Origin of the sequence: Bilifractor sp. HCP3S3_D3 (genome assembly GCF_052063915.1) — a bacterium.
Taxonomy (GTDB): Bacteria; Bacillota; Clostridia; order Lachnospirales; family Lachnospiraceae; genus Bilifractor.
Window position 1 is genome coordinate 1 of record NZ_JBQHWP010000004.1, and the last position, 19,480, is coordinate 19,480.

Sequence of the window (19,480 nt, forward strand, 5' to 3'; positions counted from 1 at the left end):
CTGAAAAATCATTCCGAAGAAATCTTCTTCAGTGCTTCGCTCGACTTGCATGTGTTAAGCACGCCGCCAGCGTTCATCCTGAGCCAGGATCAAACTCTCATAAAAAAGATTTGATTCGTTCAGAATTAACACTTGGCTAATTCATCCCTTTTTACTGTTTTAAAGGATCGTAATCAATTCATGTATCGTTCATCTGAACGTTACATTCATGAATACTTATCGATCGTTCAAACAAAAATTTTATAAAACTTCATTTGAATTTTCGAGGATGTGTTTTACTGTTCAGTTGTCAATGTTCATGTTTTGCTGTGCCTTTCGGCGACAGCTCGTTTACTATAACTCATATCTTTCAGTTTGTCAACAACTTTTTTTGAAAAATCTGAAAGACGGAGAAGGAGGGATTTGAACCCTCGCGCCGGTTTCCCGACCTACACCCTTAGCAGGGGCGCCTCTTCGGCCTCTTGAGTACTTCTCCAAGCCCATGTCAAGAATGGTTGTTACCACTTGATTTACCTGAAACAGGTAAAAAATTAACGCATCATTCACACGACGCACTAGTGATTATACAAAAGTATAATTCTTTTGTCAACGTTTTTTTCTTATTTTCTGCCCAGCCTTTTCTTATCTTTTCTTATTTTCTGACCGGCCTTTTACTCTTTTCATTTGTCTCTTTCACTTCATCACAGCCCGACTGAGAACAGAAGCAGAATGTTGAAATTCCTTCCTATTTACCAGATGTATGCTGCGACTTCTTTGTCTCATTGTTCGACACGGTATTTTTCCAGGGCAATATCGTATATGTTATTCCCTTCAGCATCAATTGCGACTATCACCGGAAAATCCTTGATTGTCAGCCTTCGGATTGCTTCTGTACCGAGATCATCATAGGCAATCACCTCCGATGAGAGAATCCGCTTTGACAAAAGAGCACCTGCCCCTCCTACAGCTGCAAAGTAAACACACCCGTTGCGCATAATTGCATCGGCAACCTCCTGTGTTCTGCGTCCCTTTCCAATCATCCCGCTTAATCCGAGATCCATGAGCTGAGGAGCATATTTATCCATTCTTCCGGCCGTCGTAGGTCCTGCGGATCCGATCGGTCTTCCCTCTCTGGCAGGAGATGGCCCCATGTAATAGATTATATTACCACGAACATCGAAGGGAAGTTCCTTTCCCTGATCAATGGCTTCCTTCATTCTCTTATGCGCAGCATCTCTCGCCGTATAAACGGTTCCTGTCAGATACACATAATCTCCCGCATGCAAACTTCTGATATCTTCCCTGCTCATGGGAACATTCATTTTTCTTTCCATTGTTTGATATCCTCTATTCCCGGAACAATTCGCGGCTATACCGTAACCTATATGCCCCGCAGGCGGGGCACTACATACTTCATAGGCTATAGATCTCTCCCGTGTTTCGCACTCTCGCAATCCTGCAGCATTCTGTCAATGATATCCGAATACAGACAAAGCACTGTCCGATCCAATCACAGATATCTGACTGCATGCCTGTTCACATGGCAGCACATATTGACTGCCAGTGGAAGTCCTGCTATGTGAGTCGGATAGGTATTGATGTTCACTCCAAGACAGGTAACCTTTCCTCCAAGTCCCCCCGGACCGATTCCAAGCTGATTGATTCTCTCCAGCAGTTCTTCCTCCATCTCTTTTACGTATGGAATTTCAGAATGCTGCCCAGCAGGTCTGGTCAGTGCCTGTTTCGCCATCAGCGCGGCCTTTTCGAATGTTCCGCCGATACCGACACCGACAAATACGGGAGGACATGCATTCGGTCCGGCTTCTTTTACTGTCTGAACAATTGCGTCCTTGACTCCCTCTGCTCCCTGCGCCGGCTTAAGCATGACAATTTTGCTCATATTTTCACTGCCGAAGCCCTTTGTTGTAACGGTAATCTTCACCTGATCTCCAGGCACAATATGATAATAAATGACCGCCGGTGTGTTATCCTTTGTGTTTACGCGATCCAGGGGATCTCTTACTACGGATTTACGAAGATATCCTTCTGTATAGCCCTGACGGACCCCCTCATTGACAGCATCCTCAAGGACTCCGCCCACAAAATGAACCTCCTGGCCGATATCCAGAAACACAACAGCCATTCCGGTATCCTGGCAAATCGGAATCCGGTCTTCCTTTGCTATCTTCAGATTTTCCTGAAGCTGGTTCAGAATCTGTTTTCCGAGCGGAGACTGCTCCTTATCCACTGATGATCTCATACATTCCTTCATGTCATCGGAAAGCTCGTAATTGACAGAAATACACATTTCCTTTACCGCTTTTGTCACTTCACTGACATCAATATCTCTCATCATCGATTCCTCATTCTTCCCGATTATCCTCTGAGATTTCACCGGATGCATGCTCGTCCGCATTTGCGTCTGACAATTCTCCGGATGCAGGTTCACCTGAATTTCCGTCCGCGAATTCTTCAGACTTGTAATCACCTTCGTCTTCTGCTGTCTGACTCTCATCCGGCATTTCCCCGGACTCAGGATCTTCATCATCTTCGCCGACAACCTTGGCGATTCCCGCCACGGAATCCATGACATCCATGATCTTCACTCCGGTTGCGCTGCGTTTCAGAACAGAAATTCCTTTTACAGGAGTCCTAATGATAATACCTCCCTTTGTGATCAGCATAATTTCATCTTCGCTGTTCACAGCCTTCATTCCGATCAGTTTTCCTGTATTTTCCCTGAGATTGATCGCCTTAATTCCAACGCCGCCTCTGGTCTGAATGCGGAAGTCGTCAAATAGGGTGCGCTTTCCGATTCCGTTTTCTGTGACAAAGAGCAGGTATTCCCCCTGCTGACGGATCTGCATGGCAACCACTTCATCGCCGTTTCGAAGAGCAATTCCCCGCACTCCCATGGATCCTCTTCCGGTCGGACGCACGTCCTTCTCATTGAACCGGATGGACATTCCATCTCTCGTCGCCAGAATTACATCCTGCGTTCCATCTGTATATTTCACTTCGATCAGATCATCACCATTATTTAACGTAATTGCGGCTAGACCTGTCTTTCTCATGTGGCGGAATGCAGGCACCGGAGTCTTCTTGACAATCCCCTTCTTTGTCGCCATGAAAATATACTGATCCTCGCAAAACTCGGAAATTGCGATGACAGCTGTTATTTTTTCATCGGGAAGCAGCTGAAGGAGATTCACGATTGCGGTACCTCTGGCTGTTCTTCCTGCCTCCGGAATTTCGTACGCCTTTAAGGTATATGCGCGTCCCATATTGGTAAAGAACATCAGATAATCATGAGACATCGTCATGAACAGATCCTCGATATAGTCATTGTCGAGGGTCTGCATGCCTTTGATTCCTTTTCCGCCGCGATTCTGGCTGTGGAAATTATCCGGAGACATTCTCTTGATATATCCGAGTCTGGACATCGTGATCACGGTATTTTCCTGCGGGATCAAATCCTCGGTGGAGATATCGTAGACGTCATATCCGATTCTGGTACGCCGGTCATCCCCGTACTTTTCCGCAATTTCACTGATCTCATCACGGATTACGCCGAGAAGAAGCTTCCGGTCGCCCAGGATTTTCTTGTATTCGATGATTTTGGCCTGAAGCTCATCATACTCCGCCTGAAGCTTCTCTCTTTCCAGACCGGTCAGTGTCCTCAGACGCATATCTACAATCGCCTGCGCCTGCGGATCGGTAAAGCCGAACCTGGAGATCAGGTTTGCCTTTGCCTCCGCTGTATTTGCGGATGCCCGAATGGTATGAATCACTTCATCGATAATATCAAGAGCCTTCAGAAGTCCTTCCAGAATATGGGCTCTTTCCTGCGCCTTGTTCAGGTCATACTGCGTTCTTCTGGTGACAACCTCTTCCTGGTGCTGAATGTAATATTTCAGCATATCAAGAAGATTCAGAATCTTCGGCTGATTATCCACAAGGGCAAGCATGATAACACCAAAGGTATCCTGAAGCTGCGTATGCTTATAAAGCTGATTCAATATGACATTTGCATTTGCGTCACGACGGAGATCAATCACAATTCTCATTCCCTCACGGTTGGAATGATCATTGATACCCGTGATTCCGTCGATTTTCTTATCGCGCACAAGCTCGGCGATTTTCTCGATCAGCCGCGCCTTATTCACCATATACGGAAGTTCTGTGACGATAATCTGACTCTTGCCGTTTGGCAGAGTCTCGATATTGGTAATTGCGCGGACACGGATCTTTCCGCGTCCGGTCCGGTAGGCGTCTTCAATTCCGCGCACCCCGAGAATCTCGGCGCCAGTCGGAAAATCCGGTCCCTTGATGATCTGCATAATTTCATCAAGGGTGGTCTCTCTGTCCTCTTCAACCCGATTATTGATGATTTTGACTACGGCACCAACAACTTCCCGCAGATTATGCGTCGGAATATTCGTCGCCATACCAACAGCGATTCCCGATGCGCCATTGATCAGAAGATTCGGAATTCTTGCCGGGAGAACGGTAGGCTCTTTTTCCGTGTCATCGAAGTTCGGAACAAAATCTACCGTATCCTTGTTCATGTCACGGACCATCTCCATCGAGATTTTGCTCAGCCTTGCCTCTGTATAACGCATTGCCGCGGCTCCGTCTCCGTCAACCGAACCGAAGTTTCCATGGCCGTCAACGAGGGTATACCTCATATTCCAGTCCTGCGCCATCGTGACAAGCGCTCCATAAATGGAAGAGTCTCCGTGCGGATGATATTTTCCCATCGTATCACCGACAATACGGGCACATTTTCTGTGAGGCTTGTCGGGTCCGTTATTCAATTCTATCATGGAATACAGAATTCTTCTCTGTACCGGTTTCAAACCGTCACGTACATCCGGAAGCGCTCGTGACGCAATTACACTCATCGCGTAATCGATGTAGGAATCTTCCATTTTCTTCTTGAGGTCTACTTCCTCAATTCGATCGAAGACTTTATCATCCATTTTCATGTGCCTTTCTTTTGGGACAGCTTTCTGCCATTATTTATGCTTCATCTATCTGCCTGTGATACGGGAAAAAACGCTTTCTGATGGTTCTGTCCCCTTATCCTGGTTCTCGCGTAAACCTGTGCTCTGAAAAATCCGAAACACAGGATCTGAATAGTTACCGGATTATCCTGTCAGATATCCAGATTCTGCACATCCTTTGCTCTCTCCTCGATGAACTCACGCCGTGGTTCTACTTTATCTCCCATCAGAGTCGTAAAGGTGAGATCAATCTCTGAAGATTCATCCTCATCCATATTCACACGGAGCAGGATTCTGTTTTCAGGATCCATCGTGGTCTCCCAGAGCTGATCCGCATCCATCTCACCGAGTCCTTTGTAACGCTGAATCTTATTTGACGCATCTCTGCCGATTTTATTCATAATCTGATTCAGTTCATCATCGCTGTATGCATACCATACTTTTTTGTTTTTCTCGATTTTGTAGAGCGGCGGTTTTGCCAGATATACGTGTCCCTGCTTGATCAGCTCCGGCATAAACCGGTACAGAAACGTCAGCATCAGTGTCGCGATATGCGCGCCGTCAACATCGGCATCGGTCATGATAATGATCTTGTCATATCGGAGCTTTGTGATATCAAAATCCTCATGAATTCCCGTTCCAAAGGCTGTGATCATGGAACGGATCTCGGCGTTTCCGTATATCCGGTCAAGCCTTGCCTTTTCCACATTGAGAATCTTTCCGCGGAGGGGAAGAATCGCCTGTGTCTTTCGGTTTCTCGCCGATTTTGCGGAGCCTCCGGCGGAATCTCCCTCAACGATAAAGATCTCGCATTTCTTCGGGTCCTTATCGGAGCAATCCGCCAGCTTTCCAGGAAGCGCCAGACCGTCAAGCGCTGTTTTCCGCCGGGTGAGCTCTCTTGCCTTTCGGGCAGCTTCTCTGGCACGCTGGGAAATCACCGATTTTTCGATGATAATCTTACCTACATCCGGATGCTGCTCCAGGTATACGGATAGCTGCTGGCTGACCACAGCGTCAACCGCTCCTCTTGCTTCACTGTTTCCGAGCTTCTGTTTTGTCTGTCCCTCAAACTGAGGGTCTTCAATCTTTACGCTGACAATGGCAGTAAGTCCTTCCCGGATATCCTCACCGGTCAGATTTTCATCGCTGTCCTTCAGCAGCTTCATCTTACGTCCATAATCGTTGAAGGTTCTGGTTATCGCCTGGCGGAAACCGACGATGTGCATACCGCCCTCCGGAGTCAGGATATTATTGACAAATCCGTACACAGTCTCATTGTAGGAATCATTGTGCTGCATGGAAACTTCAACCATGACACCATTCTGAATTCCCTCAAAGTACATGATATCCGGATACAATACCTCCGCGCTCCGGTTCAGGTACTGGACAAATTCCCTGATTCCGCCCTCGTAGTGAAAGACCTTCTCCTGCTCCATTCCCTCTCTCTTGTCTCTGAGAGTGATCTTCAGCCCCTTTGTCAGAAAAGCTGTCTCGCGAAGCCTTGTCTTCAGAGTATTGAAATCATAGACGGTGTCTTCGAAAATTGTCTCATCCGGCTTAAAATCGACACGGGTTCCTGTCTTCTCCGGATCGCACTCACCGACCACCTTGAGCTTGTACATCGTTTTTCCGCGCTCATATCTTTGCTTATAGATCTTCCCATCGTGATAGATCTGAACTTCCAGCCAGTCAGAAAGGGCATTGACGACAGAGGCTCCCACTCCGTGGAGACCTCCGGATACCTTGTATCCGCCGCCGCCGAACTTACCTCCCGCGTGAAGAACCGTAAACACCACCTCTACCGCCGGAATCCCGGCCTTATGATTGATTCCGACAGGAATTCCACGTCCGTCATCAATAACCGTAATGGAGTTGTCCGGATTGATCGTCACTTCAATATGTGTACAGTATCCGGCGAGCGCTTCATCCACAGAATTGTCTACAATCTCGTAAACCAGATGATGAAGCCCCCTGGAGGATGTGGTTCCAATATACATACCGGGACGTTTTCTTACTGCTTCCAGTCCTTCCAGAATCTGAATCTGATCAGCTCCATATTCATTTGTCACAACGGTTGATTCTGTTTCCATACGTCCTCCTGATTTTCAACTGTTCCGTTCACGATGTGAAAAGCCCTGTTAACAGGAAAATGATTCTCAATCAGCTCATCCATCCCTGTACATGTGATGAATGTCTGCGCTTCATCCATTCGCTTCAGAAGCATCGCCTGTCTTCCGCTGTCAAGCTCGGACAAAACATCATCCAGCAGCAGTACCGGTGTATCTCCGACCGATTCCCTCACAAGATAAATCTCGGACAGCTTTAGGGAAAGAGCCGCACTCCTCTGCTGTCCCTGAGAACCATAATGTCTGATGTCAATTCCATTTACATTGACTCTGAAATCATCCCTGTGCGGTCCCACCGTAGAGGTCTTCATTTTGAGATCCCTTACCCTGCTGCCGGAAAGAATCTCCCTGAAATTTTTCTCCTCCACATTCGGCTCGTAGACAATCTCAATATTTTCCCTGCCATTTGTGAGATTCTCGTGAATTCTGCCGATGATCTCATTCAGATGCCCGATAAAGGATCTTCTCGACCGGATAATGTGAATGCCATGACTGACCATCTGCTCATCCCACACATCAAGCGTCTGCTCCAGTGACGGATGAAAAGGAATATCCTTCAGAAGTGCGTTCCTCTGGGTAAGAATCCGGTTCATCTCAGTCAGATCGGTATAATAGACCTTATCCAGCTGGCACAATTCACTGTCCATGAATCTTCTCCGCTCATTCGGACCATTTTTGATGATATTCAGATCCTCCGGAGAAAAAAAGACAACACTGATCATCCCGAACAGCTCTGAGGCTCTGCGAATCGGAATTCCGTCGATCGCCACACCTTTCTTTCCGTTCTTCTTGAGATGCATATCAATTCTGTGAGACACCTCATTCCGGCGGAAGACGAGGCGCAGATGCGCCTCTTCCTCTCCGAAACGAATGATCTCCCGGTCACGGCTTCCTCTGTGAGACTTTGTCGTCGCCGCGAGCTGGATGGCCTCCAGTATATTTGTCTTTCCCTGGGCATTGTCGCCGTACAGAACGTTCGTCTCCCGGTCAAAATGGAGAGAAATTCTGTCATAATTCCTGTAATTTTTTAGCTCCAGTGATTCTACGTACATATTTCCGGATTAAGCTTCTGCTCTGGTCACCATGACTTCTCTGCCGTTAAAGGAAAAAACATCACCGTCCGTCAGCTTCCGCCCCCGCCGGGTATCCGTTTCTCCATTTACCGAGACCTCGCCATTCTGAATCGCAATCTTCGCTTCCACACCTTCATCTACCAGACCGGCAAGCTTCATTGCCTGACCAAGCTTGATAAAGTCATCTTTTATCGTGATTTTCTCCATTTACTTTTCCTGCCCTTTTCATCGATTATTCACATTAATATTTACGGGAAGAATCAGATAGATGTAAGATGACTTCTCATCCCTGATAAAGCAGGGAGCCTTCGCATTCACGAAGTAAATGGAAATGTTCTCATCATCAATGACCCGAAGCGCATCCAGAAGGAACTTCGGATTAAATCCGATGATAATATCCTTCCCTGTCTTCTCAATATCAATTTCCTCATCCATCGAACCGATCGAAGAATCAATTCGAAGCTCCATCTGCCCGTCTGTCACATCAATGATGACCGGCATCTTATCACTCTCCCTTACCAGAAGAGTCGCGCGGTCGATACAGTCCATAAATTCCTGCCGGTTGATTGTGATCTTTGTCTCATAATCGCTGGACAGCATCTGATCAATCCGGAAATATTCTCCGTCAATCAGGCGTGACAAGACAATGGTGTCGCTGAATTCAAACAGAAGATAATTCTCCGCAAAATAGATATTTACCATGTCATCCATCTCGCCGGACAGAATCTTACTGATCTCGTTCAATGTCTTGCCCGGTACAACCACCTTCTGATCCGGGCATTCTCCCGAAAGAGCCAGATTACGGATGGCAATTCTGTGACCATCAAGAGATACGACCTTCAGCACATTATTCCGGATTTCGAACAATTCTCCGGTCATCAGCTTATTGTTCTCATTAACGGCGATAGAGAAAATCGTCTGACGAATAACCTCACGCAGAGAAAACTGTGAAATGGAAATAAAATCATCTCTCTCAATTACCGGAAGATATGCGAAATCATCACCGGATTTTCCGGGAATACTGAATTTAGCCTTTTCGCAGGTAATCGTCGCTACATCATTTTCATTCGTTTCGATAAAAACTTTGTTATTTGGAAGTTTGCGGATGATATCCGAGAAAATTTTTGCATCGAGAGCGATTTTTCCCTTTTCCTCGATTTCTCCCTTTACGATGGTTTCAATGCCGAGTTCCATATCATTTGCCGTGAACTTGATCTGGTTGAAGGAAGCTTCAATCATGATGCATTGTAAAATCGGCATTGTGGTCTTGGAAGGTACGGCCTTCATTACAATACTTACACTGTCTGCAAGATCTGCCTGATTAAAAACGAGCTTCATTACCTGTGCGACTCCTTTCGGTTTGTCTGTGCGATACTGACAATCCCGCGGGTTGAAAAACGGGAAAGATAGAAAAGAATAATAAAAAAATTCTTCGACTTCGTCTTAGGGGAGGTTGAAATGTGGAAAACTCCCTTTTGCCGTGAAAAAAAGCGGAAAAAGGAGGATCATAAGTCTGTCAGTATCGATAAAACCGGCTGTCAGAAAAATGTAAATGGAAAATAATCCACATTTATCCACTCTGTTTTTATCCACATAGTCTATAAATTGTGGATAGATGGATCTGGAACACTATATATATAGAAGAAACTCCTTCGGGAGAACAAGTATGATCATCCCTCCGGAGAAATCTTTTTCTTCAGGAGATCAACGACTTCTTTTGTCTCAGGTTTGGTCTTGTAGTCCTTGTCGATCTTGTTGATGCCGTAGATGATGGTCGTATGGTTCTGAACGCCGATGCTTTCCGCGATGGCCTGCAGATTATTCGATGTCATCGTCCGGCAGAGATACATGACGATCTGTCTCGGGTAAGAAATTCTGCGTGACTTTACGGAGCTTTTGATTTCTTCCGGAGTGATATTGAACTGTTCCGCCACAATGTCGATGATGTACTCCGGCGTCACCACCCGCTTTTCATTGGGAGAAATAATGTCCTTCAGAACGTTCTGAGCCAGATCAAGATTGATCTCTTTCTGTTCCAGGTTGGCCATGGCGATGACCTTATTCAGAGAGCCCTCGAGTTCACGAATATTTGCCTTCACATTGCTGGCGATGTATTCCAGGACTTCATTGCTCACATTAGATCCGTCGATTTCCTGCTTCTTCCGGAGAATAGCCATTCGTGTCTCATAGTCGGGACTCTGGATATCTGCCATCAGACCCCATTCAAACCGGGAGCGGATTCTCTCTTCGAGGACATCCATATCCTTCGGTGGACGATCGGACGAAATAATGATCTGTTTTCCGGCAGAATGCAGCGCGTTAAAGGTGTGGAAGAACTCCTCCTGTGTGGATTCTTTTCCGATGATAAACTGAATATCATCAATGAGGAGAACATCCACGTTACGGTATTTTTCACGGAACTTGGTGAGGGCTGTGCTGCTTCCTGCACGAATTGCCTCAATGACTTCATTTGTGAACTCTTCACTGGTGACATACACAATCTTCATTGAGGGATTATTCTCGAGAATGAAGTGTGCAATGGAATTCATCAGATGGGTCTTCCCCAGTCCCACGCCTCCATATAAAAACAGAGGATTGTACACCGTACCGGGTGACTCCGCAACAGCAAGAGAAGCCGCGTGAGCAAACTGATTGTTTTTGCCTACGACGAAGGTATCAAAGGTATATTTCGGGTTCAGTCCGGTAAGAATGGATTCATTTTTGACCTGCTTTTCGCGGCTGGCTTTCTCTGCGTCCTGGGGAAGAATAAAATAAATTTCGCAGTCCATTCCGGTCAGTTCGCCGATGGCAGCCTTGATTGGAAGCTTGTACTTCTTGGATACATAGTCAAGACCAACCTGTTCCGATGGAACGAGAATGGTGACATCATGACCGTCTACCTTATATACCTTGAGGGGCTTGATCCATGTCTTAAAGGAAACTTCTCCAAGCTCATGCTCTTCCTTTACACGTTCCAGAATCTGATCCCACTTTTCTTCGATAATGCTCATGATAACCTCTGCTGTTGATAAAATTTCTTCCTGTAACCGGCACAATCCATTTCATTATGTTATATAAATATGCTGCGCCGAAAAAAGAAGACAAAACACCTCTTTTATATTAAACTAAAATACGGAATTTATCAACACGAGAACAGTTGTTTGAAGGGTGATGTGGATAATACGGTGTAGATGTCAGTTTGTGCACAGAATGATATCCACTTATACACGTAAGAAAAACCGCGTAAATTAAACTGTTTACAAAAAAATTACAAAAATATGAACCATATTTTTGTGAGTTATCCACAAGTTATCAACAAAATTGTTGATAACTTACGTAAACCTATGTAAGTATCATCATATTTGTCAGCAAAACGGAAGCAGCGAAGTGATGCGGGGACTTATAGATATTGTGACGCCCCGCTTGCGGGGCATGGCGGTTTACTGTATAATTGCGGGAGCACGGAGCAATCAGCAGCTTATACAGTTTTTTGGAAAATTTATTGTATGGCAGTCACGAAGGGAAAGGATGAAGATAATGGGTATCTTTTATTCTATCGATCTGCAGTCCGGGGAAGGAAAACATGCAGGGGTAAAGGCTCCTTCAGATATTTCTTTGATTGCACATGAAATGGGGATGACCGGATTTTTATTTCCTGCGCAGAAATATATGTTTCCGAAAGGAATCAATGTGATAAAAGGAAAAATCTGGCTGTTGAAAACCTGTTCGGAGAGATGGAAAGAGCTGTGCCGCACAGTCGGGGAAGGGGATATCGTTTTATATCAGCATCCCATGTATGGCGCCAGGGCAGCTTTAAAATATATTCCTGCTATTAAAAGAGAAAAGGGCTGTCGTTTCATAGCACTGATTCATGACCTGGAGTCCTTGAGAATGGGGGTTCAGGGGCTTTATACGAAAAGCAGAAAAACCGCGGAAATATCAGATCAGAATCTTCTGAAACAATTTGACGCAGTGATCTGTCATAATGAACATATGAGGCAGTATCTGATCGAGAAGGGATTTGAACCCGAAAAGCTGGTCAGTCTGGAAATCTTTGATTATCTTACAAAGGAAGAAATGTGTCACAGGATCAGAGGAAAGGAACCTTCTCTTGCTGTGGCAGGCAATCTTCATCCCGGAAAGTCCGGCTATCTCTACGAGATGTTCCGGAACAACGGAGAAACAAAAAACAGAGAACTTACGGTTAATGCGTATGGCGTTAATTTTCAGAGCGACGGGGTATCCGAGTGCATCCGATATCAGGGGGCTTTTCCAGCCGATAAACTTCCGGGAGTACTGAAGGGCGATTTCGGGCTTGTGTGGGATGGACCTTCTGCTGAGAGCTGTGCAGGAAATACCGGGGAATATCTTCGGTATAACAATCCACACAAGGCATCTCTGTATCTGACATCCGGTATGCCGGTGATGGTGTGGGAAGAGGCCGCAATTGCTGATTTTGTGAAGAAATATCATGTGGGAATTACGATCCGGAATTTGTATGAAGCAGCAGAGATGATAAGCGGGGTATCAGACGAGGAATACAGGGAAATGTGTGAAAATGCCGCTCAAGTGGGACAAAAGCTCAGGGAAGGATATTTTTTCCGGAGGGCATTTCAGGAATGCGTGAAGAATCTGGAGAAACAGAGAGAATAGTCTGCGGGTGTCTGAAGGGATGGCTTCTCAAAGAGCAAAAATCAGGTTAGCATGGAATTGTAATCTGCTGATAAATGTTGATAAATCTCAATCCATGTGGATAAGTGCAGATAAACGATGAAGGAAAGACATAAGGTCAAGGGAAGGTACAATGAGAGATAAAACAATTAGTATGAGACTTCTGATTCAGACAGCATTACAGAAGTGGAGAAGAATGCTGGTCTGTGGTGTGATTTTTATGATATTGATCTCCGGGTGGAAGGCATACCGTTTATTGCCGCAAATTAAAGGAGCAGGGAAGGAAGAGAGCGCAGCATCTTCTGAGAACACAGGCAGCGCGGATACGGGAGTTTCCTCAGAAGCAGATTATAAAAAGAATAGTGATTATTTTAAACAGCAGATCGAACATGCTTCTGAATATGTAAATAAATCTTTTTATACACAGATGGATCCGAACGCCGTTGGAATGGCTTCTGTAGATATATCGGTTTCCACACCGGAACTTGAAAAAGAAAGAAAAAATGATCCGGATTCTCTGGCTTCCGTGGAACTGGGAAGCATAGATGAGACGGAGACAAAAAGTTCAAATCCGTCCTCCGATGACAGTTCAGTAGTTATCACCACTGTCGCGGAGCAGGATGCAAATAATATCCTGAACGCATATAAAGAGTTTGTACTTTACGGAATAGACTGGACAGCGATGGCTGAAAAGTACAATACAGAACCTCAGTACCTTCAGGAACTGGTAGATCTGAGCGAAAATCATATCAATGATACAATTTCCGCGGAGATTATCATTCGTTTTCCAAGTGAGCAGGGCGCCGGTGAACTTCTGGATGAACTGACTTCACAGATCCAGAATTATTCTTCTTCTGTGACGAAAACATATGGAGAACATACGCTTGCAATCAATAACCGGGTAACCACTACCGTGACAGATACAACTGTCACGGATAAGGCAAACAGCCGGCTGACTATGCTCAATAATCTGATCAATGGAAATAATTCCTTCGGGACTGCGACAGCTACATTGGGGATGAATTCCGGAAATACAGACAATTCTCAGGTAAGCGTCAGCAGAAGTGACCTGCTGAAGCCGATTGTAAAATATGCCGGTGCGGGATTTGTTGGAGGAGTCGTATTGTATTTCCTCCTTGTGATTCTGTCTCTGCTTGCATCCGGCAAGGTATACAGTGCTTCTGAGATGAACCGTCAGTACGGATTTTCCAAAATTGCTGCAGTACCTTCTCCCAACGCAAAAAAAAGAAAGGGGCTGGATCGTCTTACGCATCGGGATGCGTCGGATTATTACAGCAGCAGAGACAGAGAGGTCTGCTGGCAGATTGCAAATGAAAATCTTTCGGAACTCATGAATGGAAAAGGTACAGTTGCGCTGATCGGAGATGTTGATCCCGGACAGCTGGAAAAGATTGCCGCGGAAATGAACAAGGAGACATCTGAGCTGCAGATAAAGACACCCGGGGATATTCTCAGTTCGCCGGCTGCTCTGCACAGTCTGAAGGAAACAGACGCCGCAGTAATCATTGCCAGTATCGGAACCTCTGATTACCGGAAGACAGACCGCATTCTTGAAACGCTTCATACATATGAGAAGAGAATTCTCGGAAGCATAATCTTAGATCAATAATAGATGTGCAAAGAATTTTGTGTAAAGTAAGTCAGATTTCCTGATTCGTTTTAAAGATAAATAAATCTGAGAAGTCTGGAATTGTGATTTACGGGTAAACAAGAGAAGAAAATAAACGATAACCTGAAAGATAAGTGGAACAGGGTAAAATGAAAAAAATTCTCGAAGTAAATGTAGATGATCAGGGCCTGGGAGGCGTATATTCTCTGGTGCGTTCCGTGATTCTGGGAAAACCGGAAGGGTATCAGATGGATATTGCCTGCATCATGCATTTTGCGGACAACGCACATATTAAGGAATTGAATGACAGAGGAACACAGGTATATTTTATCGGGAGAGAGGGACACAATCATGTGAGTATGAGGGATCTGGAGCAGAACCTCTATCAGCTCCTCATGAAAAATAAATATGACTGTGTACATATTCACGCGGATACTTCCTACAGAATGTACGCGTTTGGACATGCCGCTAAACGTGCCGGTGTAAGAAAGATTATTTTTCATTCTCACGCTGCTGGGGTTGATGGAAATTACCTGATCGTGAAGAAATTTCTTCATCGTGTATATAGGGGACGACTGAAAAAGATCGGTTCCTGTTTTGCGGCCTGCTCCGACCTGGCAGCTGCGTGGATGTACCCCGGAATTCCAAGAGAAAAGGTTATACAGATCAACAATGGAATTGATCTTAACCGTTTTCGCTTTGACGCGGATACACGCAGGGAGATGAGAGAAGAGCTTGGTCTGTCGGAAAATATCGTCGTCGGTCATGTGGGACGTTTTTCTTACCAGAAGAATCATGAATATCTGATACGTGTATTCCAGGCGTTTAAAAAAGAAGTTCCAAAGGCAAAACTCCTTCTGATCGGGTCTCATGACGGTACAAAGGAAATATGGGACCGGATCCGTGAGATGACAGCACAGGTAGGACTTTCTGACGATGTTATTTTCTATGGAACGACAGACCATGTAGAACGGATGATGCAGGCGATGGACCTGTTTGTCCTTCCGTCCCGGTTTGAAGGACTTCCTGTGGTAGGAGTGGAAGCACAGGCCTGTGGACTTCCGGTGGTCTATTCAGACCGGATTACTCGCGAAGCCGCATTGACAGACCGCGTCTCATTTGCAGGAATTGAGGAAAAGGATATAGACGCGTGGGTGCGTGCCATGAAAGATCAGATGAATTTAGAGAGAACAGACATGGTTCCGTTTCTGAGAAAAGAGGGGTTTGATATCAAAGATACCATTCAGTCTTTTTTGAACCTGTATAAGGATTTATGACGGTCTCTTGTTTCATCGGAAATTCTGTTCGTTGACGGATTAACTTTGAGCAGCAGGGGTAAAATAAATCCGGTTAGAAAGGAAAATAATGGTATACACAGGGAAGGTGACGGAAAAGGCCGGGATTTTTTCAGATAGACCTGCGGCGAGGGAAGTGGAAGCAGCAAGATGGGAAGGCTTCTATCTCGTCATACTGGTTATCTATACTGCAGCTGTATTCCTGCAGGTTGGTGTTTTTTCCAACACAGCCGGGTTCAAGTCATTTTTACAAAATATTCGATATTTGTGTTACTTAGGTGTTCTGATCAAACTGATTCATGACTATCATACCAGAAAAAGTATGCTGGCAATGGCCATCCTTCTTGTGATCGGACTTCTGGTTTCGGTGCGTTCAGATAACCGGTCCGGATTATTTCTTTTCTGGATGATATTTGGAGCTTCTTCTGTAGATCCGGAAAAAATCTTAAAAGTTTCATTGATCGTCCGGTCAGTAATGCTCTCCGGAATAGTCATTCTCAGTCAGGCAGGTGTCCTGAAGGATACCATACGGGATATCTCGGACCGTTCCAGGCATTACCTGGGTTTTTCCTGGACGACATATGCACCGACAGCTCTTCTGTTTATCAGTTTGTGTTATTTCTGTATCCGCAGAGAGAAAACGACGGTCGCTGAATATGCGATCCTCGTGATGCTCGCATACTGGCTGTTTTATATGACAAACAGCCGATTTATCTTTTTACTGAATGCGGGAGCAATTTTACTGGCTTTTCTGATCGGGCTCCGGATTCGTGTGCAGAAGAAAAGAAAAACCAGACAGAAGGATTCATGGAAAAAAATATTTATGGCAATCCCTGCCGTCTCAGCTGCAGTGGCCATTTATCTTCAGGCAGCATACAGCAAATACAATCCGTTTCTGTCAAAACTGAATACACTTCTGACACAGCGGCTCCGGCTCGGGCACAACGCCCTGTTAAAATATCCGATCACCTTATTCGGACAGCCGATTTCCTGGATCGGATGGGAAAATCCTGCAGCATATAACTATGTCGACAGTGCCTATCTTCAGGTTTTACTGGAACAGGGAGCAATCCTTCTGGGAGCTGTGATTATTTTGTACAGCTATATGATTTATCGGTCGGTAAAGGTCTCGGATTCTTTTCTGACCATGAGTCTGGTAGTCATCTGCTTATTATGTGTGACGGAACCGAGATTAACCGAAACCGTATTCAATCCATTCATCCTACTGCCATTTTCTATGTGTCAGGACTGGAAACCCGGTTTGCGGGAGAAAAGCTGTGAGCGTTCTGTTTGAACAGGTTTGCGGGAGAAAAGCTGTGAATGTTCTGTTCGAACAAATAGGAGTAAGGAATAGCCATGAATGATTTACATGAGGGAAGAATCACTGCTGTTATTGTAACCTATAACCGGAAAGAACTGCTTAAGGAATGTGTGCAGGCACTCCTGAACCAGTCCGTCAAAGAATGCGATGTGTTGATTGTTGATAATGCATCGACAGACGGGACCCCGGAATACATTGCGGATGAATTGAAAAATTCCAGGGTACATTATGATAACACAGGTTCCAATCTTGGAGGCGCAGGAGGCTTTTGCTACGGGATAAGGAAAGCCTGTGAGATGGGCTATGATTATTTATGGCTTATGGATGACGACTGTATCGTAAAAGAAAATTCCCTGAAGGAATTACTGAAGCTTGGAAATTCCCTGCAGGGCAATTACGGGTTTCTGTCCAGCCGGGTTCTCTGGAAGGATGGAACACCATGTCGGATGAACCAGCAGAAAATTTCGCTGGTTAAGAAACTGAAGGAACCAGAGAAGGATTGTCAGAATATTGTTCTGGCCACTTTTGTCTCTCTTTTCGTTCCTGCATCTGTAGTGAAGAATGTAGGTCTGCCGTATAAAGAATTCGTGATCTGGACGGATGACTGGGAATACACACGCCGGATCTCATTGAAATATCCATGCTATTATTCCGCGAAGAGCATTGTGGTGCACAAATCAAAAAATAATGACGGACCTGCGATTGAAACTGCGGATGAGGGGCTGCTGGAACGCTTCAGCTATATGTATCGGAATGAAACGGTTTTATACCGTCGGGAGGGAATAAAGGGAAGAATCCTTTTCTGGATTCGAAGAGAAATGCATAAGAAACGGATTCGAAAGTCTTCTCTTTCAGACGATGAGAAAAAGAGAAGAATACAGTTGATGGATGAAGCAGTGAAAATAGGAAAGAAATTTTATCCAGAGATTGAATATCTCGGTAAGTAAACGGTTATGCAATCTATCAATCTATAACTATGCAATAAACAACGTTCGCCCCACCGGTTCACACTTTGTGTGAGCGGTGGGGCGATCTGTTCAGTCACGCATGAATAAATCCCGTGTATAAACCTTATCCCTGACATCGTCAAGATCATGGTTATAGCGGTTTGCCAGAATACAGTCGCTTTTTGACTTGAAAGCGGCCAGATCGTTGACAACCTCTGATCCAAAGAAGGTACTGCCGTTTTCCAGCGAGGGCTCGTAGATGATTACGGTGGCGCCCTTTGCCTTAATTCTCTTCATTACGCCCTGAATAGAGGAGTGCCTGAAATTATCGGAGTTTGATTTCATGGTCAGGCGGTATACGCCGATGGTGCATTTTTTCTCTTCAGCGGCATTGTAGTCTCCGTTGTGATAATAGTCGTAATATCCGGCCTTGCTAAGTACACGGTCAGCGATGAAATCCTTCCGTGTCCGGTTGCTTTCTACGATTGCATGGATGAGGTTCTCCGGGACATCAGCATAGTTTGCCAGCAGCTGCTTTGTATCCTTAGGCAGGCAGTATCCGCCGTAACCAAAGCTTGGGTTGTTGTAGTGCGTGCCGATTCTGGGATCGAGGCACACGCCGTCAATAATTTCCTTTGTATTCAGGCCCTTCATTTCCGCGTAGGTGTCCAGCTCATTGAAGAAGGAAACGCGCAGCGCCAGATAAGTATTGGAAAAGAGCTTTACAGCCTCTGCTTCCGTGAATCCCATAAACAAAGTATCAATGTTTTCCTTCAGGGCCCCCTCCTGCAGGAGAGAAGCAAAGGTGTGAGATGCCTTTACCGTTTCCGGATTTGACGGGTCAGTAGACACAATGATTCTGCTGGGATAGAGGTTATCATACAGAGCCTTCGACTCACGAAGAAATTCAGGGCTGAAGATGATATTCTGCGTATGATATTTCTCGCGAACATGTCTGGTATATCCGACCGGAATGGTGGATTTAATAACCATGATTGCCTTTGGATTCACCTTTAATACGAGCTCGATCACCGATTCTACAGCAGAGGTATCAAAATAATTTTTCACACTGTCATAGTTCGTCGGGGTGGCGATCACAATAAAATCCGCATCGCTGTATGCTTTTTCCGCGTCGGTGGTTGCGGTTAAATCGAGATCTTTTTCGGCCAGATATTTCTCGATATATTCATCCTGTATGGGAGATTTGCGGGCATTGATCAGGTCTACTTTGTTCTGAAGAATATCTGTGGCAACGACATGATGATGCTGTGCAAGCAGGGTGGCAATGGAGAGGCCGACATAGCCTGTTCCGGCAACCGCGATTTTTATGGAAGAAAGATCATTATTTGAATTCATAAATACTCCTTTTTAAAAATATTCCGGGTTTTTAAATATATTGTGGGCCAATCCTGCAGCAAAAAGGATCAGGATG

14 protein-coding genes, 1 tRNA gene and 1 rRNA gene are annotated in these 19,480 nt (G+C 45.3%); 5 read left to right on the forward strand and 11 right to left on the reverse strand.

The window, feature by feature from the left end:
• The 10 genes from ACTNDI_RS03185 to dnaA all read right to left on the reverse strand — a co-directional run.
• Positions 1 to 105 (reverse strand): 16S ribosomal RNA (locus ACTNDI_RS03185); the annotation flags it as partial.
• Positions 106 to 387: 282 nt separating this feature from the next.
• A tRNA-Ser gene (locus tag ACTNDI_RS03190) sits at positions 388 to 475 on the reverse strand.
• 283 nt (positions 476 to 758) lie between these two features.
• Positions 759 to 1,313, reverse strand: coding sequence for a Fe-S-containing hydro-lyase (locus tag ACTNDI_RS03195; protein ID WP_441099316.1), 555 nt, complete (start codon positions 1,311 to 1,313; stop codon positions 759 to 761).
• A 176-nt stretch (positions 1,314 to 1,489) separates the two neighbouring features.
• Positions 1,490 to 2,335 carry a fumarate hydratase gene (locus ACTNDI_RS03200; RefSeq protein WP_441099317.1) on the reverse strand — a complete coding sequence of 282 codons (846 nt, stop codon included), beginning with the start codon at positions 2,333 to 2,335 and terminating at the stop codon, positions 1,490 to 1,492.
• A 7-nt stretch (positions 2,336 to 2,342) separates the two neighbouring features.
• Positions 2,343 to 4,961: a DNA gyrase subunit A gene (gyrA, locus tag ACTNDI_RS03205; RefSeq protein WP_441099318.1), complete on the reverse strand. Its 2,619-nt coding sequence runs from the start codon at positions 4,959 to 4,961 to the stop codon at positions 2,343 to 2,345.
• 176 nt (positions 4,962 to 5,137) lie between these two features.
• Complete coding sequence (gyrB, locus tag ACTNDI_RS03210) at positions 5,138 to 7,075, reverse strand: DNA topoisomerase (ATP-hydrolyzing) subunit B (protein WP_441099319.1); 1,938 nt, start codon at positions 7,073 to 7,075, stop codon at positions 5,138 to 5,140.
• Positions 7,051 to 8,163, reverse strand: coding sequence for a DNA replication/repair protein RecF (gene recF, locus ACTNDI_RS03215; protein WP_441099320.1), 1,113 nt, complete (start codon positions 8,161 to 8,163; stop codon positions 7,051 to 7,053). Before recF ends, gyrB begins: the two co-directional genes overlap by 25 nt.
• Before the next feature lie 9 nt (positions 8,164 to 8,172).
• Entirely contained in the window at positions 8,173 to 8,391 is a 219-nt protein-coding gene (locus tag ACTNDI_RS03220; RefSeq protein WP_441099321.1) for an RNA-binding S4 domain-containing protein, read from the reverse strand.
• 18 nt (positions 8,392 to 8,409) lie between these two features.
• Entirely contained in the window at positions 8,410 to 9,522 is a 1,113-nt protein-coding gene (dnaN, locus tag ACTNDI_RS03225; RefSeq protein WP_441099322.1) for a DNA polymerase III subunit beta, read from the reverse strand.
• A gap of 332 nt (positions 9,523 to 9,854) precedes the next feature.
• Positions 9,855 to 11,195: a chromosomal replication initiator protein DnaA gene (dnaA, locus tag ACTNDI_RS03230; RefSeq protein ID WP_441099323.1), complete on the reverse strand. Its 1,341-nt coding sequence runs from the start codon at positions 11,193 to 11,195 to the stop codon at positions 9,855 to 9,857.
• Between the two features lie 517 nt (positions 11,196 to 11,712).
• On the opposite strand from dnaA, the gene ACTNDI_RS03235 reads away from it, so the two are divergent.
• The 5 genes from ACTNDI_RS03235 (at position 11,713) to ACTNDI_RS03255 (ending at position 18,048) form a co-directional block, all read left to right on the forward strand.
• A complete protein-coding gene (locus ACTNDI_RS03235; protein ID WP_441099324.1) occupies positions 11,713 to 12,837 on the forward strand; it encodes a hypothetical protein in 1,125 nt (374 codons plus the stop codon).
• Positions 12,838 to 12,988: 151 nt separating this feature from the next.
• Entirely contained in the window at positions 12,989 to 14,485 is a 1,497-nt protein-coding gene (locus ACTNDI_RS03240; RefSeq protein WP_441099325.1) for a hypothetical protein, read from the forward strand.
• 149 nt (positions 14,486 to 14,634) lie between these two features.
• Positions 14,635 to 15,762 (forward strand): glycosyltransferase, encoded by a 1,128-nt coding sequence (locus ACTNDI_RS03245; RefSeq protein WP_441099326.1) that lies wholly within the window; start codon positions 14,635 to 14,637, stop codon positions 15,760 to 15,762.
• 88 nt (positions 15,763 to 15,850) lie between these two features.
• Complete coding sequence (locus ACTNDI_RS03250; RefSeq protein ID WP_441099327.1) at positions 15,851 to 17,074, forward strand: hypothetical protein; 1,224 nt, start codon at positions 15,851 to 15,853, stop codon at positions 17,072 to 17,074.
• Between the two features lie 62 nt (positions 17,075 to 17,136).
• Positions 17,137 to 18,048, forward strand: a complete 912-nt coding sequence (locus ACTNDI_RS03255; RefSeq protein WP_441099328.1) for a glycosyltransferase family 2 protein — start codon at positions 17,137 to 17,139, stop codon at positions 18,046 to 18,048.
• A gap of 90 nt (positions 18,049 to 18,138) precedes the next feature.
• Here the strand turns inward: ACTNDI_RS03255 and ACTNDI_RS03260 are convergent, their stop codons facing one another.
• On the reverse strand, positions 18,139 to 19,404 hold the full coding sequence (locus ACTNDI_RS03260) for a nucleotide sugar dehydrogenase (RefSeq protein ID WP_441099329.1): 1,266 nt from the start codon (positions 19,402 to 19,404) through the stop codon (positions 18,139 to 18,141).
• Between the last annotated feature and the right edge of the window lie 76 nt (positions 19,405 to 19,480).

Bases quoted from the DNA above. Each gene is read 5' to 3' on its own strand.
- ACTNDI_RS03245 (WP_441099326.1), top strand. From the start codon at position 14,635: ATGAAAAAAATTCTCGAAGTAAATGTAGATGATCAGGGCCTGGGAGGC.
- ACTNDI_RS03195 (WP_441099316.1), bottom strand. From the start codon at position 1,313: ATGGAAAGAAAAATGAATGTTCCCATGAGCAGGGAAGATATCAGAAGT.
- dnaA (WP_441099323.1), bottom strand. From the start codon at position 11,195: ATGAGCATTATCGAAGAAAAGTGGGATCAGATTCTGGAACGTGTAAAG.
- ACTNDI_RS03220 (WP_441099321.1), bottom strand. From the start codon at position 8,391: ATGGAGAAAATCACGATAAAAGATGACTTTATCAAGCTTGGTCAGGCA.
- ACTNDI_RS03235 (WP_441099324.1), top strand. From the start codon at position 11,713: ATGAAGATAATGGGTATCTTTTATTCTATCGATCTGCAGTCCGGGGAA.
- dnaN (WP_441099322.1), bottom strand. From the start codon at position 9,522: ATGAAGCTCGTTTTTAATCAGGCAGATCTTGCAGACAGTGTAAGTATT.
- ACTNDI_RS03200 (WP_441099317.1), bottom strand. From the start codon at position 2,335: ATGATGAGAGATATTGATGTCAGTGAAGTGACAAAAGCGGTAAAGGAA.
- gyrA (WP_441099318.1), bottom strand. From the start codon at position 4,961: ATGGATGATAAAGTCTTCGATCGAATTGAGGAAGTAGACCTCAAGAAG.
- ACTNDI_RS03240 (WP_441099325.1), top strand. From the start codon at position 12,989: ATGAGAGATAAAACAATTAGTATGAGACTTCTGATTCAGACAGCATTA.
- ACTNDI_RS03255 (WP_441099328.1), top strand. From the start codon at position 17,137: ATGAATGATTTACATGAGGGAAGAATCACTGCTGTTATTGTAACCTAT.
- ACTNDI_RS03260 (WP_441099329.1), bottom strand. From the start codon at position 19,404: ATGAATTCAAATAATGATCTTTCTTCCATAAAAATCGCGGTTGCCGGA.
- recF (WP_441099320.1), bottom strand. From the start codon at position 8,163: ATGTACGTAGAATCACTGGAGCTAAAAAATTACAGGAATTATGACAGA.
- gyrB (WP_441099319.1), bottom strand. From the start codon at position 7,075: ATGGAAACAGAATCAACCGTTGTGACAAATGAATATGGAGCTGATCAG.
- ACTNDI_RS03250 (WP_441099327.1), top strand. From the start codon at position 15,851: ATGGTATACACAGGGAAGGTGACGGAAAAGGCCGGGATTTTTTCAGAT.